Here is a 25385-nt window from a genome sequence, read left to right on the forward strand (position 1 = left end):
ACAATGGGGTAAATTATGATATACTGTGTGAAAAGGAGAACAGGAATATATGCAGGATAAAGATTACTTAGAGAACGATAAGGAAAAAGACACTCCGGAAGGGGTAATCCATACAGAAAGTACAGAGCAGGAGGAACATGACTACGAGCGGTTCTGCTTCCTCTGCCGCCGTCCGGAGAGCCAGACCGGGAAGCTGATCACCCTGACAGATGGCATCAGTGTCTGCCCGGACTGTATGCAGAAGACGATGGATACGATTCAGAATGGAAATATTGACTTCTCCAGGCTTCAGGGCGTCAACTTTATGAATTTATCAGATTTACAGAACATGATGTCCAATCAGCAGCAGGTGAAGAAGAAAAAGCCAAAGAAGGAAGGACCGAAGCCCGCGTTTGATATCCGGAGCATCCCGGCACCCCATAAGCTGAAGGCCAGCCTGGACGAATTCGTTATCGGACAGGATCATGCCAAAAAGGTTATTTCTGTGGCTGTATACAATCACTACAAGCGTGTGGCCACCGGAACCCAGGACGATATCGAGATTGAGAAGTCCAACATTCTGCTGATAGGTCCCACCGGAAGCGGCAAGACTTATCTGGTGAAGACGCTGGCGAAGCTTCTGGATGTGCCCCTGGCTATTGCGGACGCCACGTCCCTGACCGAGGCAGGCTACATCGGCGACGACATCGAGAGCGTTATTTCCAAGCTGCTGGCAGCGGCGGACAATGATGTGGAGAAGGCCGAGCGGGGAATCGTCTTTATCGATGAGATTGACAAGATTGCGAAGAAGAAGGATACCCATCATCGGGACGTCAGCGGAGAGTCGGTGCAGCAGGGACTTTTAAAGCTTCTGGAGGGCGCGGAGGTTGAGGTACCTGTGGGCGCAAGCAGCAAGAACGCCATGGTACCGCTGACCACGGTGAATACCCGCAATATCCTCTTTATCTGCGGCGGCGCGTTCCCGGATCTGGAGAATGTCATTAAGGAGCGTTTGAACCAGAAGTCCTCCATGGGCTTCCAGGCGGATTTAAAGGATAAATACGACAAAGAGCCGAATCTGCTTTCAAAGGTGACCGTGGAGGATCTGCGGGCCTTCGGTATGATTCCTGAGTTTCTGGGACGTCTGCCGATAATCTGTACCCTGGGCAGGCTTGACAAGGATATGCTGGTTCGGATCCTGAAGGAGCCGAAGAATGCCATTCTCAAGCAGTACCAGAAGCTGCTGGATCTGGATGAGGTGGATCTGCAGTTCAACGACGGCGCACTGGAGGCCATCGCGGAAGAGGCGCTGAAGCGGGATACGGGAGCCAGAGCGCTCCGGGCTATCATAGAGGAATTTATGTTGGATATTATGTATGAGGTGCCGAAGGATGACAATATCGGCCGCGTCACGATTACCAGAGAATATATTGAGCATCGGGGCGGCCCGGTTATCGCCATGCGGGGCGTGCTGGAGCTGGAGCAGCAGGATTAAGTCATGAAGACGAAGAATGATTGTCTGAATGTATGGAAGGGAATTGCCGCCTTTGCAGTGGTGCTGATTCACTGCACCCTGCCCGGCGTTCCCGGGGAAATCATAAAAGGAATAGCCCGGTTCGCGGTGCCGCTGTTTTTCCTGATCAGCGGATATTTCGCCTATGGACGGGAGGACGCTGTCTTAAGACGGCGGGAAATCCATATTCTCCGGCTGTATGTGGGAGCGGTGGCGGTTTATTACCTGTGGGCCGCAATCCGGTATTTTCTGTCCCAGCGGACCTTCGCGCAGATGGGAGCAGAGCTTTTTCCGGACGGAGGCAGGACGGTATCCGATCTACTGTTCTTTAACCGGACAGCTATGGCGCCTCATCTGTGGTTTATGGGCGCGCTGGTGTATTGCTACCTGTTTTACCGGCTGCTGGCGCGTAAACGCCTGGAGGAAAGGGCATATCTTCTGATTCCGGTACTGCTGGCAGCCAATCTGTTGCTGGGAGAGGGAAGAGGATTGACCGGTATCGCGGTGCCGGTCCGCTGGATCCGAAACTTCTGGCTGACGGGCTTTCCGTTTTTCCTGTGGGGCAGCTGGTTTGCCTGCCGGGAGAAGCAGGGAGGGCTGACACTGCGTACGGGCTTCTGCCTGGTAGCGCTGTCGGCAGGTGTCGTGTTATCGGCGGTGGAATGTCTGTGGAGCGGATATGACGAGCTGTATGTGGGCAGTATTCTGACGGCGGGCGGGATGTTCGCATTGGCTCTGGCCCATCCGGCCTTTGGAAAAGGCTCGGCTCTGGCCCGCATCGGCGAGCGGGATTCAGCACAGATTTATCTCTGGCACATGCTGCTGCGAAATTTCGCGGCGCTGGCTTTTATGATGGTGAGATTTTATGAGACAACGATCTGTCAGACGCTGATGCCCTTCCTGGTGGGAGCGGCTTCGATAGTACTGGCGGAGGTTATAAATGTATTTTATAATACAAGGAGGTATAGATGATGAACAGCAATATCTGGGACAACATTGGAAGAACCGTAACAGGAGCGGCGGACACCGTAAGCCGCAAAGCGACTGAGGTGGCGGGCGTAGCGAAACTGAAAAATCAGATCTACAGTCTGGAGCGGGACATGAAGCGGGATTACGAGGCCATCGGAAAAATCGTATACGAGCGCTTCGCGGCTGCGGGCAGTATCGACGACGTGCCGCTTCAACAGCTTTGCGAGGAAATCGCGCGCAAGGAAATCCTGATTGACGAATATCAGGGAGAAATCGATGAAAAGAAGAGCGCCCTTTCATGAGGCGTGCGGAGCATAAAAGCCGGGTACGAAGGAGTACAGTGTGCTGGAGCGGCAGCCTTCTGGCTGCCCTGGCGCTGGACCTTGCGGCCCGGCTTTTTCCGGCCTTTGCGGAGTGGTACGCGGAAAAAATCTACCCAATCTGGGTCGGAAGCCTGGGACGTGTAAGCGCCCTTGTACCAGTTTCCCTGATTGAGCTTCTGATTTACGCGGCGATACTGCTGGCGCTGGCCGGGCTGCTTCTGGTGATCCGGCGACGGCTGCGGCTGCGCAGACTGGCAGCAATTGTGGTAAAATTCGCGATTGTTTTATTTGTTCTGTTTACTTTGAATTGCGGAATCAATTATCAGCGGCGGACCTTCGCGGAACGGGCCGGCTTTACCTTACAGAAGTCAACGGAAGATGAACTGGCTGAGCTTTGCGAAGCTCTGGTGCAGGAAATCAATGAGGCTGCGGCGGAGCTGGAGACAGAATCCCCCGAAGGACTGTCTGACAGCCGAGATCTGGGGACAGAGGCGGTGAAGGCCATGCAGCGGGCGGGGGAAAGCTATCCGGAGCTGGCCGGGTATTATCCGGTTCCCAAGCAGATTTTCAGCTGGTGGTACATGTCCTATCAGCAGCTGCAGGGGGAATACAGCCCATTTACCATAGAAGCCAATTATAACGGGGATATGCCGCAGCCGGACAAGCCCTCCACGGTCTGCCATGAGCTGTCTCATCTGAAGGGCTTTATGCGGGAGGACGAGGCCAATTTTATCGCATACCTGGCCTGCCGGGCTTCGGACAGCGCGGCTTTTCGTTATAGCGGAGCGCTGCTGGCCTACATTTACAGTGGAAATACCCTGTACCGGGAGAATCCGGAGCGGATGATCGCGATCCGGAAGAAGCTCTGCGCCCGGGCGGAAGCCGATCTGGCAGAGCATAACCGTTACTGGAAGAGCTTTGCCGGAAAAGTGGCAGATATTTCCGATAAAATGAACGATACCTATCTGAGAGCCAATTCCCAGAAGGGTGGAGTCAAAAGCTATGGCCGCATGGTGGATCTGCTGCTGGCGGAGAGAAGGAGGAAGACAGATGAGTGAGTTACTGGATTTGCGAAAGGAAGACGGAAGCCGGAAGGGAGAAACAAAGGAGCGGGAGCTGGTACACCGGGACGGCGATTTACACGGTACCTCCCATGTGTGGCTGGTGCGTTACCGGGCCGACCGAGGATCTGCCGACGTGCTGCTTCAGAAGCGGAGCGCCCATAAGGATTCTTTTCCGGGCTGTTATGACATCTCTTCCGCGGGACATATTCCGGCAGGACAGGATTTTCGGGAATCGGCGCTGCGGGAGCTTCGGGAAGAGCTGGGCGTAAAAGCTGAGCCCGGGGAATTGCATGAGGTGTTCACCCATAAGGGTTACGTAAAAGATGTATTTTATGGAAAGCCGTTCATCAACTATGAGTACAGCAGGGTGTATCTGATGGAGTATACCGGACGTACCGGGGATTTGAAGCTTCAGAAGGAAGAGGTGGAGAGCGTTCTGTGGATGGATTACCGGGCCTGTCTGGACGGCATTCGGAACGCCACGCTGAAAAACTGTATCTTTGAAGATGAATTTGAAAAGCTGACGGCGGCTATCGAGGATTATTTCCGGGAGACCGGACGGCCCCTGGCCTGTGCGGAAAAGACGGAGACCTGGGCAGAGGACGCCCAGAACGATCTGCAGGACTGGATTGAAGAGCAGGGGATTTATCTGCGGCAGTAAGACGGGAAATGGTGGATTGGAATAAAAAGTCGCTCATTTTTTGTGCGGAAATGCAGAGGAGAGAAATAAGAGGAGTATAGAAAAGGGCTGGGAAACATACCCAGTCCTTTTATTATATAAAGAAAAAGCCAGAACCATAAAGATTCTGGCTAAGATAGTTGCAAGGTCCTTTCTTTTAGATTAAATAGTAACAATTAGTAGTAACAAGTAATCAAAAGTAATCATAGTTTTTAAAGTTCCGAAATCCCGCAAACCCTTGATTTTGCAATAGAAAATCGGAGTAACAGGATTTGAACCTGCGACCTCTCGGCCCCCAGCCGAGCGCGCTACCAAACTACGCCATACTCCGATAAAATATAAATATGAAATTCACATGCAAAAATTATTATAAGGAAAAGGAAACGATTTGTCAAGAAGTTTTTTGCTTTATCGCTCCCGCTTCCTTTTCCGGTCATTTTTCAGTATAATTACAGTAAGAAATAATCCCTACAGAGGAACGTCTATGCCCAGAAGAAAATCCGATCTGAATACCATCTATATTAGCGAGCGCCTGCAGGAATATCTGCGCCCGGCGGCAGCCGGAGACACTGATGCAGCTAAAACCCTAACCTTAAGTTAGTATTTATTTTATAAAATACACCTTACAATGGACGTAGGGTGTATTTTTATACCGAAAAAAAGGCCTGTCCTAGAGAAAAGGGAAACGAGCGCAGGCCTTATGAGGAAAGGGGAAAAGAAATATGAAAAAAATGAGACAACTGTGGAAAAAGAGCGGACTGACGCTGGTGTTGAGTCTGTTGTTCTGCCTGCTGGCACTGCCGGTGACGGCGCGGGCAGCGGAACTGGATCCTACGGGAGATCCGGAGAACGTGCTGGATGCAGGAGCAGGATCGGGACTTCAGGGAGCGAAGCTTGGAACGGTAGAAATCAGGGGTGCTGGTGAGCAGCATATCGAATGGAAAAATCCGGATCAGAGGATGACGGAGAGTGGAGGGCACCAGTTCCTGGCTGTCCGTCATGGCGACAACCGATACGAGGAGGCGGAAGGATATATCTATGTCTGGGTTCTGCCGGTGGAGAAACTCGCGGTCACAAACCCACCGTATAAAACGGCATACCTTTTGGGTGAAAATTTTGAAGAAACGGGAATGAAGGTTACGGCATATTATAAGGCAGAGGCGGAAGCGGTTGCGGAAGCCGGAGCGGAAGAAAGCTATCCGTACAGCCGGCAACTGGATGACGAAGAATACACCATACCAGACGGTGAAAATCTGCCGCTGGCACAGACGGCTGTAACGGTAGCGGCTTACGGAAAGACCGCGGCCCAGCCCATCAGCGTAAGTAAGGGCTATACCGTAAAAATCAATGGAATCATATCCGGGCATTATTCGCAGTACCCGGAATACGATAAAGTGAATCATACGCTGATCGTAAACGAACGGGAAGGAAGCGATGTAAGTTTTCTGTTTGAACAGCCGGAAGGCGCCACCTATGAGGGAATCAGTATCGTAAAGGGACTCACAAAAGAGCAGCTTGGGCTTCAGGTTTCCCCGGAACATTTTGCGGGCGGTCAGGCAGGAATTTTCTTCACCATGCCCGCCAACGACGTGGAGATCACCATCCACTGGTCTGGCCTGAACGATAAGAAGCAGGAGACGCCGGATAATAACGGCGGAGGCAGCAGCTCCGGCGGCTCCGGATCATCCGGTTCCGGCAGCAGTACCCCGACAGCATCCGCCCCTCAGCCCATCGTCCAGGGTCCGAAGACCGCAGACACAAACGCAGTCCGTACCCTCGGCTATACCCTGCTCCTGCTGGCAGCCGTAACTGGCGTGGGTGGAATCACGCTGTGTCGCAGAAAGCGTTAATTCCATTTTAATAATCCATGGAAAAGCCCTGCCGTAAAAGCGGAATTTCCGGTTACGGCAGGGCTTTTTGTGTAGAAATAATCATTGACAAAAAAAATCCCACCTGCTATATTTTTTACAGAACAATGACGTTCTCCAAGGGGGAAGTCTGCGAAGGGGGAGTCCCGTGCGGGGCTTCCCTTTCGTTTTATTTTCGCAAGCGATGAGGGAAAAAGAAACACTCATAAAAAAGGAGAGAGCATATGAGTCACTATACAAAGAAAGATATCATGCGTCTGGTAGAGGAAGAGGATGTGGAGTTTATCCGCCTGCAGTTCACCGATCTGTTCGGCAATCTGAAAAACGCGGCTGTGACGGCCAGCCAGCTGGAGAAGGTGTTGGATAACCGGTACGTTTTTGACGGCTCCTGCGTGGAGGGCTTCCTCCATGACAATGACATGGACATGTTTCTGTGTCCGGATCTGGACACCCTGGCCATTTTCCCGTGGCGGCCCCAGCAGGGCAAGGTAGCCCGTCTGATCTGCGACATTCAGAAGCGGGACGGATCGCCTTATGAGGGCGATTCACGTTATATCTTACAGAAGGTACTGAAGGAGGCAGAAGGCCTCGGTTACCGCTTCGATGTGGGACTTGAGTGCGAATTCTTCCTGTTCCACACCGACGACGACGGCAATCCCACCGTATTCAGCCATGAAAAAGCAGGCTATTTCGATATGAGCCCCATCGATCAGGGGGAAAATGTCCGCCGTGACATTATCCTGACTTTGGAGGAAATGGGCTTTGAGGTGGAGTCGTCCTATCATGAGGTGGCTTCCGCCCAGCACGAGATCGATTTCCGCTATGACGAGGCCCTTTTATCTGCCGATAATATTATGACCTTCAAGCTGGCCGTAAAGACCATTGCCAAGCGCTTCGGTATGCATGCCACCTTTATGCCCAAGCCCCGTGCCGGTATTAACGGATCTAGTATGCACACCAATATTTCCCTGAAAAAGGACGGAAAAAATGTCTTTGCGGATGAGAATGACGAGTATGGTCTGAGTCAGGAAGCCTACTGGTTTATCGGCGGCCTGATGAAGCACGCTAGAGGCTTGTCTGCTATCACCAATCCACTGGTGAATTCTTACAAACGTCTGTTTCCGGCTCAGACCGGCGCGGGCTTTACAGCTCCGGCCTACATCTCCTGGTCGCCCATTAACCGCAGTCAGATGATCCGGATTCCGGCTCAGCGGGAGGAGAATACCAGGATTGAGCTTCGAAGTCCCGACCCGTCCTGCAACCCGTACCTGACTCTGGCAGTCTGCCTGGCAGCAGGCCTGGATGGTATCAAAAATCACATTGAGCCGCCGAAGGCGGTCAATGAGGATGTGCGGAAAATGACAGATGAGGAGCGCATGGCTCTGAATATCGAGCCGCTGCCGCGGAATCTCTATGAAGCGCTGAACGGTCTGGAGCAGGATGAGCTGGTAAAGCAGGTTCTGGGCGAGGAACTCTGTAAATGCTATATCGCGGCCAAAAAGCAGGAGTGGGAGAGCTACTCTGCCCAGGTGTCCCAGTGGGAGACCGAACAGTATCTGTATCGTTTCTAGCTTTCACCTCAGGATAACGTAATTCGTAATTCCGGGAGGTGTAAGTGTGACGAATGTAATTGTATTATTTCCGAAAATAGAAGATGCAAAGAACATCCGCAATCTGCTGGTTCGTCACGGATTCCGGGTTTCGGCGGTCTGTACCACAGGAGCGCAGGCTCTGGCCAGTGCCAACGGTCTTGGCGATGGGATTCTGGTCTGTGGGTACAAGTATCCGGATATGATGTACACGGAGTTGGCAGACTGCCTGCCGACCCATTTCGAAATGCTTTTGATGGCGTCCCAGAGGGTCTTGAGCGAATGTGTCGGATCTGGTATTATGTCTGTGGCGATGCCATTGAAGGTTCAGGATCTGCTGAATACGCTGGAAATGATGGCAGCGGGCGTTGAGCGTAAACGGAAGAAGCGGAAGGCCATGCCGAAGGTACGCTCTGACGAAGACCGGAAAGTACTGGACGAGGCCAAGGTCCTTCTGATGGAACGAAACGGCATGACCGAGGAGGAAGCCCACCGCTATATCCAGAAATGCAGCATGGACAGCGGAACGAACCTGGTGGAGACGGCGGAGATGGTATTAAGCATGATGAAATTCTAGGGAGGAAATAATTTTGAAAATGAAATTTACAAAGATGCATGGAATCGGCAACGACTATGTATACATGGACTGCACCAGGGAGCGCTTGGAAAATCCGGGCGAGATCGCGCGGCTGGTCAGCGACCGGCACAAGGGGATCGGGTCCGACGGCCTGATTTTGATTCAGTCTTCCGATGAAGCGGATTTTGAGATGGCCATGTACAATGCGGACGGCTCCTACGGAAAAATGTGCGGCAACGGTATCCGCTGTGTGGCGAAATACGTCTACGACAACGGTCTGACCGACAAGACCGAGATCAGTGTTATTTCCGGAGGGGCAGTGAAATATCTGAAGCTGACCGTCGAGAACGGCAAGGTAAAAAAAGTCCGTGTAAACATGGGGGAACCTATCCTGAAGCCGTCCGAGATTCCGGTGGTGGGCGAAGGGGATAAGCTGGTAGCAGCTCCCATCGTGGTGGACAATCAGGTGTATGAGATGACCTGTGTCTCCATGGGCAATCCCCATGCAGTTGTGTTTATGGACGGTGTGGATGATTTAAAGATAGAGGAAATCGGCCCAAAATTTGAGCAGCATGAGCGTTTTCCGGATCGTGTGAATACCGAATTTGTGGAACGAATGGATCGCAAAAATCTGAAAATGCGCGTCTGGGAGCGTGGATCCGGCGAAACCATGGCCTGCGGAACCGGCGCCTGTGCCACGGCGGTAGCCGCGATTCTGAACGGCTGCGCAGAGCGGGAAGTGACCGTGCATCTGTTGGGCGGCGACCTGGAAATTCAGTGGGATGAGACAGATAACTGTGTCTATATGACAGGCGCGGCGGCGACCGCATTTACCGGAGAATTTGATCCGGAGGAGCTGAGAGCCAGCGTCGAGGATCGTTAGAATTGTTAAGAAATTCAAGTGCCGGAGGCACAAAGAGGAGTGAATATTATGTATAAAGTAAATGAAAATTACCTGAAACTGCCGGGAAGCTATCTTTTTTCCACCATTGGTAAGAAAGTAGCCGCTTATTCTGCGGAGCATCCGGAGAAGACCATCATCCGTCTGGGGATCGGCGACGTGACCCAGCCTCTGGCTCCGGCCATCATTGAGGCGCTGCACAAGGCGGTGGACGAGATGGGCCACGCGGAAACCTTCCATGGCTACGCGCCGGATCTGGGCTATGAATTTCTGAGAAATGCCATTGCGAAAAATGATTATCAGGATCGAGGCGCTGATATTCAGCCGGACGAGATCTTCGTCAGTGACGGCGCAAAGTGCGATTCCGGTAATATTCAGGAGATCTTCGGCCTGGATAATAAGATTGCAGTGTGCGACCCGGTATATCCGGTGTATGTGGATACCAATGTCATGGCAGGACGTACCGGTACCTATGATCCAAAGACGGAGATGTGGAGCAATGTGATTTATATGCCCTGTACTGCGGACAATGGTTTCGCGCCGGAGCTTCCGAAGGAGACGCCGGATATCATTTATCTGTGCTTCCCGAACAATCCGACCGGTTCCACAATTACGAAGGATCAGCTGCAGGTGTGGGTGGATTATGCCAATAAGGTAGGCGCGGTCATCATCTATGACGCGGCTTATGAGGCTTATATTTCTGAGGACGACGTGCCGCACAGCATCTATGAGTGCGAGGGCGCGAAGACCTGTGCCATCGAGCTTCACAGCTTTTCCAAGAACGCAGGCTTCACCGGTGTGCGTCTTGGTTACACGGTTATCCCGAAGGAGCTGAAATGCGGCGATGTATCCCTGCACGCACTGTGGGCGAGACGCCACGGTACCAAGTACAACGGAGCGCCGTATATCGTACAGCGGGCCGGTGAGGCGGTTTACTCTGAGGCCGGTAAGGCGCAGCTGAAGGAGCAGGTGGGCTACTACATGAACAATGCGAAGACCATCCTTAAGGGTCTTCAGGATGCGGGCTACACCGTATCCGGCGGTGTAAATGCACCGTACATCTGGCTGAAGACGCCGGATAAGATGAATTCCTGGGAGTTCTTTGATTATCTGCTGGAGAACGCGGGCGTGGTTGGTACGCCGGGATCGGGATTCGGACCCAGCGGAGAGGGATATTTCCGGCTGACGGCCTTTGGATCTTATGAAAATACCGTGAAGGCGTTGGAGAGAATCAAGGCTTTATAAGGCGGACGATAGCGACAGAAAGCCAGAAGCAAACCCACCCACCCGTCCCCTGATCCCATCGTTTCCATGTCAGGGTAAAGCAAATACATCCGATATCAGAAGAGAGGGAAAAATGGCACTTTTTCCTCTCTTCGTCCGTTTATTCAATCCATCCATTTCCACGATTTCCCCCTTGTCCCACCCCCACATCTGTGCTATAGTAAAACAGATTAGGAGGATTCACAAGCATGACAAACTGGAAAAAACTTACAGCCCTTACCGCCGCCAGTCTTCTGGCCGTATCCGCCATGGGATGCCAGAGCAAAAAAGACGCAGGCAGCGAAGATATAGATATCGCAGACGTCGTAGAAGACACCGAAGACACAGCCGAAGCAGAGACACCGGCCGAGGTAGTGTCCGATCTGGAAGCCAGCATCACCTGGTGGACCTACCCCGTATTCGTACAGGACGAGGACCAGGCCGACGGCACCTACGAGCAGACACTGATCCGAAAATTCAACGAAAAATACCCGAACATCAAAGTAGAACTGAAACTCCTGGATTACACCGACGGCCCCGGCATGATCGACGAGCAGATCAAAGCCGAAGGCGGCGAACTCCCGAACGTCCTTCTGGACGAGCCGGGCAGAATCAGCACCTACGCAAAAGCAGACATGCTCAGCGACATCAGCGACCTGTTCACCGACGAAGTCAAGAATGACATGATAAGCGAAAACCTGTTAAGCGCCTGCAAAAATGGCGACGCGTACGTTATGTACCCCTTAAGTGGATCCAACTACGTGATGGCCTTCAACCGGGAAATGCTGGAGGGCTCCGGAGCCATCGATCTGATGAACCGGGAAGGAGCCTGCACCTGGACCACCGACGCCTTCGAGCAGGTACTGGAGAAGCTAAACGCATCCGGCTTCGGATCGGGCATGCTCTACTGCTCCGGAATCGCAGGCGACTACGCGACCCGCTCCTTCATCACAAATCTGTATGACGGCAGCCTGATGAACGATGAGAAGACCGCCTATACCATGAACAGTGACGCCAATCAGAAGGCATTTACCAAGATAAAAGAGTGGGTGGACAAAGGCTGGATGCTGAACGGCGCCGATTCCACCGGCGCGGATGCGGTGGAAGAATTCGTGGCGGGCAATCAGTCCTATTGCCTGCTGTGGAGCCTGCCACAGGCTATCAACAACGCGGCGGCCCTTCAGGAAAATGGTGTGGACGTGGTTGTTATGCCCTACCCGTCCGAGGATGGTAGCCCGTCTCTGGAATATATGCTGAACGGTTTCTGCGTATTCAAGACCGAGGATGAAGCCAAAGAGCAGGCTTCCCGTTATCTGATCGATTTCCTGTGCAACGATGAAGCTGTTGCGAAGGAAAACGTGGTACGCAGCGGCGCGTTCCCGGTACGCGCGTCCATGGGCGACGTGTACGACGGCAACGAGGAGGCGCAGCTTTTCGAGGCGTTGATGCCCTATAGCGGCACATACTACCAGTCTGTAAACGGCTTTGAGAAGATGCGTGTATACTGGTACCAGATGGAAAGCGAGATTCTGGACGGACAGTACAGTGTAAAAGAAGCCGCCAACAGCTTTAATGAGTATGCGACCAAAACGCTGACAGAGAAAGAGGAAGATTAACATGACAGGAATTCGCGGAGGCAGAATCATCGATCCGGTAAGCGGCAAAGATTTTATCGGAGATCTGATTCTGGAAAATGGGACAATCAAAGCTGTAGGAGAGCAGCTGAACCTGGACGGCTGCGAAGATATCATAGAAGCGGCAGGCATGGCGGTTGCGCCGGGCCTGGTGGATGTGCATGTGCATTTCCGCGATCCGGGACTTACGTATAAAGAGGATATCCTGACCGGTGCGCATGCGGCGGCAGCAGGCGGTTTTACCACCGTCGTCTGCATGGCCAATACGAAGCCGGTAATTGATAACGCCGAGACCCTTCAATATGTATTGAATAAGGGAAAAGAAACCGGCATCCACGTACTTTCCTGTGCCTGTGTCACCAAAGGCATGCAGGGAAAAGAACTGGTAGATATGGATGCTTTACGTGCGGCGGGAGCAGCAGGCTTTACCGATGACGGCATCCCAATTCTGGACGAAGAGGTTCTGAAGGCAGCACTCATCAAAGCAGAAGAACTGCAGGTGCCTGTCAGCCTTCATGAAGAAGATCCGAAGCTTATTACAAACAACGGTATAAACCGAGGCCCGGTATCAGAGAAGCTCGGTATCGGCGGTTCCCCGGCGGAGGCCGAGATCACCATGGTAGAGCGGGACTGCCGTCTGGCCGAGGAGACCGGCTCATACGTAAACATCCAGCACATCAGTACGGCAGGAGCCGTAGAAGCAGTGCGCGCCTCTAAGAGACGGGGCTCCCATGTGACCGCCGAGGCGGCGCCCCATCATTTTACCCTGACGGATGAAGCTGTCCTGACCTATGGCACCCTGGCGAAAATGAATCCGCCCCTTCGGACGGAAGCAGACCGGCAGGCTGTTATCGAGGGCCTGAAGGACGGAACCATCGACATGATTGCCACCGACCACGCGCCCCACAGCATCGACGAAAAGGGAAAGCCCCTGACCGAAGCCCCCAGCGGCATCGTCGGCCTGGAGACCTCTCTGGCCCTTGGCATCACAGAACTGGTCAAACCGGGCTGCCTGACCCTTATGGAACTGATGCGCAAAATGAGCCAGAACCCCGCCGCCCTCTACCACCTGCCCTATCAGGGCATCGCCGAAGGCGCCCCCGCAGACCTGGTCATCTTCGCTGCAGACGAAGAATGGAAGCCCGAAAGCTTCTGCTCCAAAGCAGTCAACACCCCCTTCAAGGGCTGGAATCTGACCGGCCGGGTGCATTACACCATCTGCGATGGAAAGATAGTATACAGTCTATAAGAATAACTATATGCGAAAAGAAAAACGCTGCCTGTGCAGATGAACTTCATCATCCACACAAGCAGCGTTTTTTGGTAACAGAAAGCAGAGTTTATGAAGCTGCAAAATGCGGCTTCAAGTTCATTTCTGCTCCTTCGCCAACAAATACTTCTTAAACCGGATATACTCCCGTATCTCCAACTGCGTCTCCTCCGGAAAGCTTAAGAAATCCATGATGGACTTGGCGTTGGCGCCGCTTAAGGGAATCAGACTCTTGTTGGGGACGGCCGCGTAGTGGCGGGGCTCGGTTCCGTCGGCGATAATATCCGAGTGGGCCGACAGATCCGTCAGTACCAGTTGATCCAGAGAAACGTCGTAAATATCGGCCAGCTTACAGATAAGGCTGATATCCGGGACACGGTTGCCGCTTTCATAAACAGTGTAGGTCTGCCGTGCAATATGAAGCTGTTCACTGATATATTTCTGGGAATACTTTTTAGCTTCGCGCAGGCTGCGAAGATTATCAGCCAGATAAGATTCCGACATTGCGTTTCTCCTTGTGTTCCGAAAAGATGGCATTATTATACCAGTTTGCGGATTTTCATATGCGCAATGTCACAAAACGCAGCTCAAGTAAAATAATATGTCGGCGAACGATGACAAAATATCGCGATTTCATAAACTGCGTCAGAGAATCCGAATCAGAATTTTTTGCGGCTGAGCGTACTGTTATGATACTCGGACGACCAGGTAACCTCTTCTCCGAACCACTCCGGCGGCGTAAAGGCATTGGCCTGCTCCTCGGATGAAAACTCCACTTCTGCGATCCAAAGCCCCTCAAAGGGAGCGGCAAACACATCCAATTCAATTGTCAGGCCGTCAGGAAGCGGAATCAGATACCGCTTCTTGGAAATAATATTACCGTCGGCCTTGGCCTTCAGATGCTCATAGCTTTCAGCTGTCAGGGGCAGATTATACTCCTCGCGGCTCATGAGTCCTTTGGATTTGTAAGTGAGAATAAAAGAATCATCGCTGCGGCGCACCCGCACCACAGGCTCCGTACACAGATAGGCCTGCTCCAGCAATCTGCAGGGAAAAGAATCCAGGTTATCCGGCAGCTTCGGGATTAAAAATTTGCGTTCTATTTCCATAAAAAGACCCCCTTAGACCGTTCCATAAAATCCTGTGTGAAAAAAGGAAAGGTCGTAATCATTCATATTATAAAAGGACAGTAGCACATAGATATAGAAAATTCAACGGGAATTTGCTATAATGGGCGAAGAAAACAAAAGACTGTGACATAAAACGGAAGGAGTCGGAAAAAATGAAAAAAGTAAGTATATTTTTGGCAGAAGGATTTGAGGAAGTAGAGGCGTTGACGCCCGCAGATCTGCTGCGCCGGGTCGGAGCGGAAGTGACGCTGGTATCCATCAAAGCGGAGAAGACAGTGACTGGGAGCCATGGCATTTCTATCACTGCAGACCGTCTGTTTGAGGAGACGGATTATGAAGACGCAGATCTTCTGGTACTTCCCGGCGGCATGCCAGGTACCCTGAACCTGAAGGCATGCGAGCCTTTGCTGGCTCTCTTGAAAGAGCATAACGCCAAAGGGAAAAAGCTGGCGGCCATCTGCGCCGCGCCCACTGTCCTGGGTCATGCAGGTCTCCTGAACGGCAAAAACGCCACCTGCTACCCGGGCTGCGAAGACGGCCTCACCGGAGCCATCTGCCAGACCGCCCCGGTAGTCACCGATGGCATCATCACCACCAGCCGCGGCGTCGGCACCGCGATTCCCTTCGCCCTGAGCCTGATCGCCCAGCTCTACAGCCAGGAGAAGGCGGACGAGATCGCGAAGAGTATTGTGTACGGAGTATAAGACGAAACGACGAAAACCAGGTTCCGGCACAGCCACCTGCCGGAACCGTTCGCCCTTCAAAAAACTTCCAGTATAGCATCCTACACCTCCGCGCACACTACCATCATGGAGGTGATAATCATGACACAGCAGAATTCCGGTTCCACCCAGAACCAGATGGCAGTCCCCGAATCCAAAGCAGCCATGAGCCGCTTCAAAGAAGAAGTAGCCAGCGAGCTGGGCGTCCCCTTAAAAGAGGGCTATAACGGCGATCTGACCAGCGCCCAGGCCGGATCCATCGGCGGCGAAATGGTCAAAAAAATGATCATGAAGCAGGAACAGCAGATGAGCGGTAAATAAAAAGAAAGAAAACAGACCCCGGCGAAAGTCGCCTGTAAGACACAGGAGCCTTTCGCCGGGGTTTTTTATGTGGATAATGAGAAAAATCCCCCGTCAGACCTATGTAAATTTGGTATAAATACTTGATTTTTAAGCCTCACTCATGCTATACTACTAAAATGACTGTAAGTATGTAAAAATATACACAGAGAATTCGTGGAAGGCACAAAGCGCCCCACACTTAAGGAGGAAAATAGAATATGAGTTTACAGGTTGAAAAATTAGAGAAGAACATGGCGAAGCTGACCGTTGAAGTTCCCGCAGAGGAAGTAGAGGCAGCGCTTCAGAACGCTTATCTGAAGAATAGAAAGCAGATTTCCGTTCCGGGCTTCCGTAAGGGAAAGGTTCCGCGTCAGATGATCGAGAAGATGTACGGACCGGAAGTATTCTATGATGACGCGGCAAACGCGCTGATTCAGAAGGCATATCCGCAGGCAGCAGACGAGTGCGAGCTTGAGATCGTATCCCGCCCGGCCGTAGACATCGTACAGCTGGAGAAGGGCAAGCCCTTCATTTTCACCGCAGAAGTAGCAGTAAAGCCGGAAGTAACCCTGGGCCAGTACAAGGGCATCGAGGTAGAGAAGGCTGACACCACAGCGACTGATGAGGAAGTAGCAGCAGAGCTCGACAAGGAGCGCGAGGCGAACTCCAGAACCATCACTGTAGAGGACAGAGCAGTTCAGGACGGCGATATGACCGTCATCGACTTCGAGGGCTTTGTTGACGGAGAGGCATTCGAGGGCGGCAAGGGAACCGATTACCCGCTGACCATCGGTTCCGGCGCATTTATCCCGGGCTTTGAGGAGAAGCTGGTAGGCGCTGAGATCGGCAAGAAAGTAGAAGTAGACGTGACCTTCCCGGAGGAGTATCACGCAAAAGAGCTGGCAGGAAAGCCGGCAGTCTTCAAGTGTACGGTTAAGGAGATTAAGGTAAAAGAGCTTCCGGAGCTGGATGACGATTTCGCTCAGGACGTATCTGATTTCGATACTCTGGAGGAGTACAAGGCAGACGTCCGCAAGAAGGTAGAGGAGAAGAAGGCAGCAGACGCTAAGGCAAAGAAGGAAGATGCTGTCATTGAGAAGATCATCGAGGGCGCTACCATGGAGATTCCGGACGCTATGGTTGAGACTCAGGCAGAGCGTATGGTAGACGAGTTCGCACAGAGACTGCAGATGCAGGGTCTGACCATGGAGCAGTACCTGCAGTTCACAGGCGGTAATGTACAGGCACTGGTTGAGCAGTCCAAGCCGCAGGCGCTGAAGCGTATCCAGAGCCGTCTGGTACTTGAGGCAGTTGTAGCAGCAGAGAACCTGACTGCATCCGATGAGGAGCTGGACGCAGAGCTTGGAAGAATGGCTGAGCAGTACAAGATGGAAGTTGAGAAGCTGAAGGAGATGTTCACCGAGGAGGATCTGAAGTCTGTCCGTGAGGATCTGGCTATTCAGAAAGCCGTAGAACTGGTAACTGATGCAGCAGTAGAGAAATAAGCAAGATAATAAAGGATTGATTGAATATGGCAAATATGAGTTTGGTACCTTATGTCATTGAGCAGACCAGCAGGGGAGAGCGATCTTACGACATCTATTCCCGTCTGCTGAAAGACAGAATTATCTTTCTGGGGGAGGAAGTTACAGACGTATCCGCAAGCCTGATCGTATCCCAGCTCCTGTTTCTGGAGTCTGAGGATCCGGGTAAGGACATCAGCCTGTATATCAACAGCCCGGGTGGTTCCGTAACCGCAGGTATGGCTATCTACGATACCATGCAGTATATCAAGTGCGACGTTTCCACCATCTGTATGGGCATGGCAGCCAGCATGGGAGCATTCCTTCTGGCAGGCGGCGCCAAGGGCAAGCGTATGGCGCTTCCTAACGCTGAGATTATGATTCACCAGCCCTCAGGCGGAGCACAGGGCCAGGCTACAGACATCAAGATTGTAGCGGATCATATTCTGAAGACAAAGAAGAAGCTGAACGAGATTCTGGCGGCCAACACAGGACAGCCGCTGGAGGTTATCGCCGCGGACACCGAGCGCGACAACTATATGAGCGCCGAGGAAGCAGTTGCGTACGGCCTGATCGACAGCATTGTAACAAAGAGACAGTAATATAGAGGAAATTGTTGAATGGCTAGAATTAGTGATGATAAGGTGAGATGTTCTTTCTGCGGAAAGACGGGCGACCAGGTACGAAAGATGATATCCGGCCCCAGCGGAACCTATATCTGCGACGAGTGTGTGGAACTCTGCGCCGAACTGATTGAAGAAGAATTCGAGCACGATGAAGCACAGGAGGAAGAAGTACGGGAGCAGATCAATCTGCTGAAGCCCAAGGAGATCAAAGCAGTCCTTGATGATTATGTCATCGGTCAGGAAGAAGCCAAGAAAGTACTTTCCGTGGCAGTCTACAATCATTACAAGCGAATTCTGGCGATGGAAGATAAGAAGGATACTTCGGACGTGGAGTTGCAGAAGAGTAACGTTCTGCTGCTGGGACCCACCGGTTCCGGTAAGACGCTGCTGGCTCAGACCATGGCCCGCCTTCTGAATGTTCCGTTTGCCATTGCGGATGCCACATCTCTGACAGAGGCTGGCTATGTAGGCGAGGATGTAGAGAACATTCTGCTGAAAATCATTCAGGCAGCGGATTACGATATTGAGCGTGCGGAGCACGGCATTATCTATATCGACGAGATCGACAAGATAACCAGAAAATCTGAGAATCCGTCCATTACCCGCGATGTATCCGGTGAGGGCGTGCAGCAGGCGCTGCTGAAAATTCTGGAGGGAACCATTGCTTCCGTTCCGCCTCAGGGCGGAAGAAAGCATCCCCATCAGGAACTGATACAGATAGATACGACCAATATTCTGTTCATCTGCGGCGGAGCCTTCGAGGGGCTGGAGAAAATCATTGAGCACCGTATGGATCGCAGAAGCATGGGCTTCGGCGCATACCTTGGCCGCCCGGGTGAGAACGAGGAGATCGGACATCTGCTTCATGAGATGCTTCCGGAGGATCTGGTAAAATTCGGTATGATTCCGGAGTTTGTGGGACGTCTGCCGGTGACAGTAGCGTTGGACGCTCTGACCAAGGATGACATGGTCCGGATTCTGGTGGAACCGAAGAATTCTATCGTAAAGCAGTATAAGAAGCTGTTTGAACTGGACGGCGTGAAGCTGTCCTTTGAGCATGAGGCCATTGAGGCCATCGCGGAGCAGACGGTGAAACGGAAGACAGGAGCCCGGGGCTTACGTTCCATCATGGAAGGCATTATGATGGACACCATGTACGAGATTCCGTCCGATGACAGTATCACCAACTGTATGATTACAAAAGAAGTTGTAGAGGGAACAGGTACGCCTGTGACCGCCAGCAACGAGATAAAAGCGCGGGCGTAAGTCCGGAGTCAGAAAGAGTTCCGTTTGCGGGACTCTTTCGTGCATAAGATAAGAAGAAACGAAATACAAATGAGAAGGAGTGAAAAGGATTTATGTCAGAATTAACCGAAACCCTACCCGTGGTAGCATTACGCGGAATGACCATCCTTCCCGACATGGTAATACATTTTGACGTGAGCAGGGAGCGCTCGGTGAAAGCCATCGAAGAAGCCATGCTGCGTGATCAGAGAGTCTTTCTGGTAACCCAGAAGGACGTACAGGTGGAAAATCCGGGACCGGATGATCTCTACCGTATCGGAACCATCGCATCGGTAAAACAGGTCATCAAGATGCCCCAGAAAATTATCCGTGTGCTGGCCGAGGGCCTGGAACGCGGGGAACTGTCCCATTTTTCGGAAGAAGGGGACTATCTGGAGGCGGAAATTATCCGGTTTGAGAAGGACAGAGAGCTGGAGGCGCTGCCGGAAAGCGCCAGGGAAGCCATGGTTCGGAATCTGGCGGAAATCTTCAGCTTTTACTGCCAGGAAAATGGCAAGATGAACAAGGATATGGAACGTCAGATTCTGGAGGAGACCGATTTGGAGAAGCTGATGAGCCAGGTGCTGATCAACCTGCCGTTGTTCTATGACGATAAGCAGAGACTCCTGGAAGCTGTGAATCTGTCGGAACGTTATGAACAGCTTTGCCTTTTGATGAATAAAGAGATTGAAATTATGCGTTTCAAGAGAGAACTGCAGCAGAAGGTAAAGGCCCATGTGGATAAAGGTCAACGGGAATATCTGCTTCGGGAAGAAATGAAGGTTATCCGGGAGGAGTTAGGAGAGGATAACACCTTTTCCGACGCGGATCATTTCACAGAAGAAGTGCAGAAACTGAAGGCCTCCAAGGAAGTGAAGGAAAAGCTGAATAAAGAGATCTCCAGATTTCGCAATATGGGAATGAATTCTTCTGAGAGCGCAGTCCTTCGTGGTTATATTGAGACTATGCTGGAGCTCCCCTGGGACAAGGCATCCCGGGACAGCAGTGATCTGAAACGTGCTGAAGCGATCCTGAACGAGGATCACTATGGCATGGAGAAGGTCAAGGAGCGTGTGCTGGAGTATCTGGCCGTGCGGATCCTGACGAAGAAGGGAAGCAGTCCGATTCTCTGTCTGGTGGGCCCGCCCGGAACCGGTAAGACCTCTATAGCCCGTTCCATTGCGCGGGCATTGAATAAGAAATATGTCCGCATTTCCCTGGGCGGCGTCCGGGATGAGGCAGAGATACGCGGTCATCGGAGAACCTATGTGGGCGCCATGCCGGGCCGCATTGCCACGGGCATGAAGCAGGCAGGCGTGAAAAATCCGCTGATGCTGCTGGATGAGATTGACAAGGTCAGCAGTGATTACAAGGGAGATACCTCATCGGCTCTTTTGGAGGTACTGGATTCCGAGCAGAACAACCGGTTCCAGGATCATTATGTGGAGATTCCCATGGATCTGTCGGAGGTGCTCTTTATCGCTACCGCCAACGACGTACAGACCATTCCAAGACCTCTGCTTGACCGTATGGAGCTTATTGAGGTCAGCAGTTATACGGAAAATGAAAAGGTACATATTGCCCGCGAGCATTTGATCAGCAAGCAGATGGAGAAGAACGGACTGAAGGAAGGACAGCTTACTATCAGTCCGAAGGCGTTGGAGGATCTGATTCACAGCTATACCCGGGAGGCCGGCGTGCGCCAGCTGGAACGTAAAATCGGCGAGGTTTGCCGCAAAGCGGCCCGGGAGATTCTGGAGAAGAAGAAAAAGAGTGTAAAGCTCACCGAAAATAATCTGGAGAAATATCTGGGCAAGGCCCGTTATCATTATGATATGGCCAATGAAACCGATGAGATCGGCATCGTCCGTGGTCTGGCCTGGACCAGTGTGGGCGGCGATACCCTGCAGATCGAAGTCAACATCATGCCCGGAAAGGGTGAAATCTCCCTGACCGGCCAGCTGGGCGACGTGATGAAGGAGTCCGCGCGGACGGGCTTAAGCTACATCCGTTCCGTCAGCGACCGCTACGGGATTGACAAAGCTTTCTTTGGAGAGCATGATATACATATCCATATTCCGGAGGGAGCAGTGCCGAAGGACGGCCCGTCCGCCGGTATCACCATGGCAACGGCGATGCTGTCGGCGATGACAGGTATCCCGGTGTATGCCCATGTGGCCATGACCGGCGAAATCACCCTGCGGGGCCGGGTACTTCCCATCGGCGGTTTAAAAGAAAAGCTTCTGGCAGCGAAAAACGCAGGAACCAGGACGGTCATCGTGCCGGAGAAGAACCGCCGGGATGTGGAGGAGATTTCCGCGGAAATCAAGAAGGGACTGGATCTTGTCTACGCGGAGCAGATGGAAGATGTGCTGAAAATAGCCTTTCATGGAGAGACGAAATGATTATTAAAAATGTAAATCTGGAGACGGTCTGCGGTATCACTAGCCGTCTCCCGGAAAATGAATTGCCGGAGATCGCCTTTGCAGGCAAGTCCAATGTGGGAAAATCTTCCCTGATCAACGGACTTCTGAACCGGAAGTCTCTGGCCAGAACCTCGGCCCAGCCGGGGAAGACCCAGACTATCAACTTTTATAACGTGAATCAGGCCATGTACCTGGTGGATTTGCCGGGCTACGGCTATGCTAAGGTGACCCAGGAAATCCGGGAAAAATGGGGAAAGCTCATTGAGCGCTACCTGCATGGTTCGAAGCAGCTGAAGGCGGTATTTCTGCTGATTGATATCCGTCATGAGCCGTCGGAAAATGATAAGCGCATGTATGAGTGGATTGTCTGGAACGGGTACGATCCGATTATCATCGCCACCAAGCTGGATAAGATCAAGAGAAGCCAGATTCAGAAGCAGTTAAAGCTGATTCGTACCGGGTTGAACGTGAAGCCTGGAACCCAGATTCTTCCATTTTCTGCGGAGACCAGGCAGGGGCGGGATGAGATCTGGGCGCTGATTGATACGTTGATTGCGCCGGAGACAGAGCCTGAAGAAGCTCCGGAACAACCGGAAGCATAATAAGGAAAGAATCCGGCGGTTTTTCCGGATTCCCTGAAAAGAGGTTAAACATATGGACAGAAAGTACTTGAGAAATGTGGTAAACATTGTACTGTTTCTTATGGGGGTGGTGCTGGTCTGTCTTCTGGTTCCACGGTTTCTGATCTTTTTCATGCCCTTTGTGGTGGGATGGGTTATCGCGTTGATCGCGAATCCTCTGGTACGGTTCATGGAAAAACGTTTGAAAATCGTGCGGAAACACAGTTCCATGGTGATTATCATCGGAACCATTGCGTTGATTGTACTGGGCGGCTACGGTCTGATTGCCTGGCTGGCCCGTGAGATCTACGGTTTTATCGGAATCCTGCCGGATCTCTATGAATCACTGCTGGGCGATCTGGAGATTACCGGCGCCAACCTGGCCGGATTGTCTGAGAAGATACCGCCGGAGCTGGTGGAAAAGCTGGCCACGACGGTCAACAGCCTGACCGAATCCCTGGGGAATGTGATCAGTACCATCGGCGGGCCGACAGTGACCGCTGCAGGTAATATCGCAAAGAATATCCCCAATATTCTGGTAAATGTGATCTTTACGATCCTGTCCGCCTATTTTTTTATCGCAGAGCGGGACAAAATCATCCAGTGGGGGCGGGAGCACACGCCGGAGGAGCTGCGCTCCAAATGGCACTTTATCGCAGGCAGATTCCGCAGCGCAGTAGGCGGTTATTTCAAAGCCCAGTTTAAAATCATGGGCGTGGTGGCTGTGATTCTGCTGGTGGGATTCTTTGTACTGCATATCAAATACGCGATTCTCTGGGCCATTCTGGTTGCGCTACTGGATTTCCTCCCATTTTTTGGAACCGGAACTGTATTGATTCCATGGGCAGTCTTAAAGGTCTTAAGCGGCAGTTATAAGTTTGCGGTGGGGCTTATCATCATTTATCTGGTAAGTCAGCTGGTGCGTCAGGTGATTCAGCCGAAGATTGTGGGCGACACCATTGGACTGAATCCGCTGTCCACCATGGTATTTATGTACATCGGTTATAAAGTCGGCGGAATTATCGCGATGATTATCGCAGTTCCCATCGGACTGATTGTGGTCAATCTCTACGAGGCAGGAGCCTTTGACGATATTATCAAAGATGTGAAAGAACTGGCCGAAGGCCTGAACGAATACAGAAAAGGAGAGTAGGCGAAAGCCTGCTCTCCTTATTTTCAGGGAGTTACAGAAGATTTTGCATCAGATACGCGTACATCTGCTGGCTTTTGGTGCTCCAGTGGGCGCAGATGGATTCGGCCTGTTCCTTTGTTGGCACAGTGAGGGTCAGATCGATGATAGCAGAGCCTTTTTCCAGAACCCGGCAGCGGGCGGCATATTCGCCATTTCCGGTGGGGTAATAATCAGCCGGAACAGAGAGCTCATTGCGCAGCTCATAATTGTGTTCTTTCAGATAATCCGCAATCTCTTCCTGTATCTGGGAAGAGATTTTTTTGCCAAAAAATTCCAACGTTTTACGTCCCTCATCGGTGATGGAATAGAGAGAAGTATTGCGGACGGTCTTCATATGGATAAAATGCGCTTCCACCAGCTCGGACAGGGCAGTCTGCACGGTGAAATAATCAGTATATTCCTTGTCCAGCATAAATTCGGAAAGCTGTCCGTTGCTTATGGGGAAACTTACCTTGTCCAGAATATGGAGAAGAATCAATTTGTATAAGGTCAAAGTGTCTGACATGGCAGTCCGCCGTCCTTTCTTTTGAAATGTCAGGGTGTATAAAGCCGTCCCTGATAAGTATCCCGGTTTTTGAGCTCCCTGTGAATCGTATTCAGCACCTGCCGCTTGGCCTGACTCCAGAGGGGCGCGATAAGCAAATCCTTCGGTCCGTCGCCGGTCAAACGGTGAATCACCAGATCTGGGCGGGAGATCTCCAGGCAGCGGATGACCAGATCCACATATTCATCCAGGGTCAGTACGTGAAAGCCGGCATCCTTATAATAAGCGGCCAGATCCGTGTCCTTTAGAATGTGAAGAAGCTGCAGTTTAATTCCGTCTGCGCCGGATGCATTGGTATAACGCACCGTATCCAGAATCATGTCCGGCGTCTCGCCGGGCAGTCCCAGGATGGCGTGTACGACGGTTTCGACGCCGATGGCCTTCAGATGCTCCATGGCTTCGTCAAAGACAGGAAGCGGGTAACCGCGCCGGATAAGGGATGCGGTCTCCTCGTGAATAGTCTGCAGTCCAAGCTCCACCCAGACCGGTTTTATCTGATTCAGCTCATAGAGCAGTTCCAGCACGTCCGGTCCCAGACAGTCCGGGCGGGTGGCGACAGAGAGTACAGCCACATCCGGGTGGGTGATGGCCTCTGTGAAAATCATCCGCAGATGTTCTATGGGAGCGTAGGTGTTGGTGTAAGCCTGAAAATAGGCAATGTAGCGCTGTACCGGGCGTTTCCCGGCCAGGCGCTTTTTCGCGTCCTCGATCTGCTCCGTTATCGAAAGGGCAGGGCTGGAAGCAAAATCCCCGGAACCACCGGCGCTGCAGAAGATGCAGCCTCTGGTTCCCAGGGTCCCGTCCCGGTTGGGACAGGTACAGCCGCCGTTCAGGGACAGCTTATAGATTTTCTCTCCAAAGCGCTCCTGAAGGGCAGTGTTCAGGGAACGGAAGCGGTTCTGCGGCATGAAAAAGTCTCCTTACAATAGTAGTTAAGTAATAGTATAACTTTTTCTCCCGCAGCCTGTCAAGAAAGCCGGGCGAGATAGTCGGCAAAGGCGGCAATGCATTCGCGGGGATAGGGCTGTGCATTTTTCCAGAGCGGATAGACGCCGAGGGTCCGGAACACTTCAAAATTCTGATGACGGAAAATCACGTCCCTGGCCGTGCGGATATCCCGCTCGACGCTGGTGCAACTGACATGATATTTTGCAGCCACAGGGAGATAAATATCACGGCGGAGATTTTGAAGCCGCGTCAGATCCTCTGAAGCCAGAAGAACTGCGTCAGCGAAATAAGCGTATCCAAGATACTGCGCGCGGAGGCCTGCCAGCTGAAGCAGAGAGTATAATGCAGATTGTCTCACGAAAATTCCTCCTTTGTAAGAGTAAATGTAACGATTCTGGT

General features: G+C 52.1%; 25 protein-coding genes and 1 tRNA gene. 20 read left to right on the forward strand and 6 right to left on the reverse strand.

Translation table 11 applies throughout. The features are described from left to right. Positions 1-49: 49 nt before the first annotated feature. From clpX (ACESZP_RS03240) to ACESZP_RS03260, 5 genes are read left to right on the forward strand one after another with little or no spacing between them, the layout of a single operon-like run. Entirely contained in the window at positions 50-1474 is a 1425-nt protein-coding gene (gene clpX / locus ACESZP_RS03240; RefSeq protein ID WP_349163713.1) for an ATP-dependent Clp protease ATP-binding subunit ClpX, read from the forward strand. A gap of 3 nt (positions 1475-1477) precedes the next feature. After that, positions 1478-2464, forward strand: coding sequence for an acyltransferase family protein (locus ACESZP_RS03245; RefSeq protein ID WP_499708009.1), 987 nt, complete (start codon positions 1478-1480; stop codon positions 2462-2464). Continuing rightward, the gene (locus tag ACESZP_RS03250; RefSeq protein ID WP_349163710.1) at positions 2461-2763 is read left to right on the forward strand and encodes a hypothetical protein; all 303 of its coding nucleotides are present in this window, start codon (positions 2461-2463) and stop codon (positions 2761-2763) included. The genes ACESZP_RS03245 and ACESZP_RS03250 overlap by 4 nt, the downstream gene beginning before the upstream one ends. Further along, entirely contained in the window at positions 2760-3842 is a 1083-nt protein-coding gene (locus tag ACESZP_RS03255; protein WP_499708010.1) for a DUF3810 domain-containing protein, read from the forward strand. Before ACESZP_RS03250 ends, ACESZP_RS03255 begins: the two co-directional genes overlap by 4 nt. Next, positions 3835-4509 carry an NUDIX hydrolase gene (locus ACESZP_RS03260; protein WP_440322632.1) on the forward strand — a complete coding sequence of 225 codons (675 nt, stop codon included), beginning with the start codon at positions 3835-3837 and terminating at the stop codon, positions 4507-4509. The genes ACESZP_RS03255 and ACESZP_RS03260 overlap by 8 nt, the downstream gene beginning before the upstream one ends. Before the next feature lie 275 nt (positions 4510-4784). Here the strand turns inward: ACESZP_RS03260 and ACESZP_RS03265 are convergent. Further along, positions 4785-4858: transfer RNA gene (locus ACESZP_RS03265), tRNA-Pro, on the reverse strand. Positions 4859-5249: 391 nt separating this feature from the next. Here ACESZP_RS03265 and ACESZP_RS03270 point away from each other — a divergent pair. The 7 genes from ACESZP_RS03270 to ACESZP_RS03300 all read left to right on the forward strand — a co-directional run bounded on the left by ACESZP_RS03270 (position 5250) and on the right by ACESZP_RS03300 (position 13608). Beyond that, complete coding sequence (locus ACESZP_RS03270) at positions 5250-6377, forward strand: hypothetical protein (protein WP_499708011.1); 1128 nt, start codon at positions 5250-5252, stop codon at positions 6375-6377. Between the two features lie 242 nt (positions 6378-6619). Further along, positions 6620-7966: a type I glutamate--ammonia ligase gene (glnA, locus tag ACESZP_RS03275; RefSeq protein ID WP_499708012.1), complete on the forward strand. Its 1347-nt coding sequence runs from the start codon at positions 6620-6622 to the stop codon at positions 7964-7966. Between the two features lie 46 nt (positions 7967-8012). After that, on the forward strand, positions 8013-8561 hold the full coding sequence (locus ACESZP_RS03280; RefSeq protein ID WP_349163702.1) for an ANTAR domain-containing response regulator: 549 nt from the start codon (positions 8013-8015) through the stop codon (positions 8559-8561). Positions 8562-8580: 19 nt separating this feature from the next. Beyond that, positions 8581-9444, forward strand: coding sequence for a diaminopimelate epimerase (gene dapF, locus ACESZP_RS03285; protein ID WP_499708013.1), 864 nt, complete (start codon positions 8581-8583; stop codon positions 9442-9444). Between the two features lie 48 nt (positions 9445-9492). Further along, positions 9493-10707: an LL-diaminopimelate aminotransferase gene (locus ACESZP_RS03290; protein WP_499708014.1), complete on the forward strand. Its 1215-nt coding sequence runs from the start codon at positions 9493-9495 to the stop codon at positions 10705-10707. Positions 10708-10934: 227 nt separating this feature from the next. Then, positions 10935-12341 carry an ABC transporter substrate-binding protein gene (locus ACESZP_RS03295; RefSeq protein ID WP_499708015.1) on the forward strand — a complete coding sequence of 469 codons (1407 nt, stop codon included), beginning with the start codon at positions 10935-10937 and terminating at the stop codon, positions 12339-12341. 1 nt (position 12342) lies between these two features. After that, positions 12343-13608: a dihydroorotase gene (locus tag ACESZP_RS03300; RefSeq protein ID WP_499708016.1), complete on the forward strand. Its 1266-nt coding sequence runs from the start codon at positions 12343-12345 to the stop codon at positions 13606-13608. Between the two features lie 120 nt (positions 13609-13728). Here ACESZP_RS03300 and ACESZP_RS03305 read toward each other — a convergent pair whose 3' ends face one another. Both ACESZP_RS03305 and ACESZP_RS03310 read right to left on the reverse strand, forming a co-directional pair. Then, the gene (locus ACESZP_RS03305; protein ID WP_440322966.1) at positions 13729-14133 is read right to left on the reverse strand and encodes a helix-turn-helix domain-containing protein; all 405 of its coding nucleotides are present in this window, start codon (positions 14131-14133) and stop codon (positions 13729-13731) included. Positions 14134-14288: 155 nt separating this feature from the next. Then, positions 14289-14738: a CYTH domain-containing protein gene (locus tag ACESZP_RS03310; protein ID WP_440322965.1), complete on the reverse strand. Its 450-nt coding sequence runs from the start codon at positions 14736-14738 to the stop codon at positions 14289-14291. 173 nt (positions 14739-14911) lie between these two features. Here ACESZP_RS03310 and ACESZP_RS03315 point away from each other — a divergent pair, with 173 nt between their 5' ends. From ACESZP_RS03315 to ytvI, 8 genes are all read left to right on the forward strand, one after another. Continuing rightward, complete coding sequence (locus ACESZP_RS03315; RefSeq protein WP_499708017.1) at positions 14912-15463, forward strand: DJ-1 family glyoxalase III; 552 nt, start codon at positions 14912-14914, stop codon at positions 15461-15463. A gap of 120 nt (positions 15464-15583) precedes the next feature. Then, the gene (locus ACESZP_RS03320; protein WP_499708018.1) at positions 15584-15802 is read left to right on the forward strand and encodes an alpha/beta-type small acid-soluble spore protein; all 219 of its coding nucleotides are present in this window, start codon (positions 15584-15586) and stop codon (positions 15800-15802) included. Between the two features lie 239 nt (positions 15803-16041). Continuing rightward, entirely contained in the window at positions 16042-17328 is a 1287-nt protein-coding gene (gene tig, locus ACESZP_RS03325; RefSeq protein ID WP_499708019.1) for a trigger factor, read from the forward strand. A gap of 35 nt (positions 17329-17363) precedes the next feature. Next, a complete protein-coding gene (clpP, locus tag ACESZP_RS03330; RefSeq protein ID WP_178038877.1) occupies positions 17364-17948 on the forward strand; it encodes an ATP-dependent Clp endopeptidase proteolytic subunit ClpP in 585 nt (194 codons plus the stop codon). Between the two features lie 18 nt (positions 17949-17966). After that, positions 17967-19238: an ATP-dependent Clp protease ATP-binding subunit ClpX gene (gene clpX / locus ACESZP_RS03335; RefSeq protein ID WP_499708020.1), complete on the forward strand. Its 1272-nt coding sequence runs from the start codon at positions 17967-17969 to the stop codon at positions 19236-19238. A gap of 92 nt (positions 19239-19330) precedes the next feature. Continuing rightward, positions 19331-21661 (forward strand): endopeptidase La, encoded by a 2331-nt coding sequence (gene lon, locus ACESZP_RS03340; protein WP_499708021.1) that lies wholly within the window; start codon positions 19331-19333, stop codon positions 21659-21661. Continuing rightward, complete coding sequence (yihA, locus tag ACESZP_RS03345; protein ID WP_499708022.1) at positions 21658-22284, forward strand: ribosome biogenesis GTP-binding protein YihA/YsxC; 627 nt, start codon at positions 21658-21660, stop codon at positions 22282-22284. The genes lon and yihA overlap by 4 nt, the downstream gene beginning before the upstream one ends. Positions 22285-22336: 52 nt before the next feature. Next, the gene (ytvI, locus tag ACESZP_RS03350) at positions 22337-23455 is read left to right on the forward strand and encodes a sporulation integral membrane protein YtvI (protein ID WP_178038867.1); all 1119 of its coding nucleotides are present in this window, start codon (positions 22337-22339) and stop codon (positions 23453-23455) included. 31 nt (positions 23456-23486) lie between these two features. Here the strand turns inward: ytvI and ACESZP_RS03355 are convergent, their stop codons facing one another. From ACESZP_RS03355 to ACESZP_RS03365, 3 genes are read right to left on the reverse strand one after another with little or no spacing between them, the layout of a single operon-like run. Continuing rightward, positions 23487-23999, reverse strand: a complete 513-nt coding sequence (locus tag ACESZP_RS03355; protein WP_499708023.1) for a DUF4364 family protein — start codon at positions 23997-23999, stop codon at positions 23487-23489. Positions 24000-24028: 29 nt separating this feature from the next. Beyond that, positions 24029-24946 carry a tRNA modification radical SAM protein MnmL/YtqA gene (gene mnmL, locus ACESZP_RS03360; protein WP_499708024.1) on the reverse strand — a complete coding sequence of 306 codons (918 nt, stop codon included), beginning with the start codon at positions 24944-24946 and terminating at the stop codon, positions 24029-24031. Positions 24947-25005: 59 nt separating this feature from the next. Beyond that, the gene (locus tag ACESZP_RS03365; RefSeq protein ID WP_499708025.1) at positions 25006-25344 is read right to left on the reverse strand and encodes a sporulation initiation factor Spo0A C-terminal domain-containing protein; all 339 of its coding nucleotides are present in this window, start codon (positions 25342-25344) and stop codon (positions 25006-25008) included. Positions 25345-25385 lie beyond the last annotated feature (41 nt).

The sequence above is a fragment of the Candidatus Dorea massiliensis AP6 genome (genome assembly GCF_964245105.1).
GTDB lineage: Bacteria > Bacillota > Clostridia > Lachnospirales > Lachnospiraceae > Laedolimicola > Laedolimicola intestinihominis.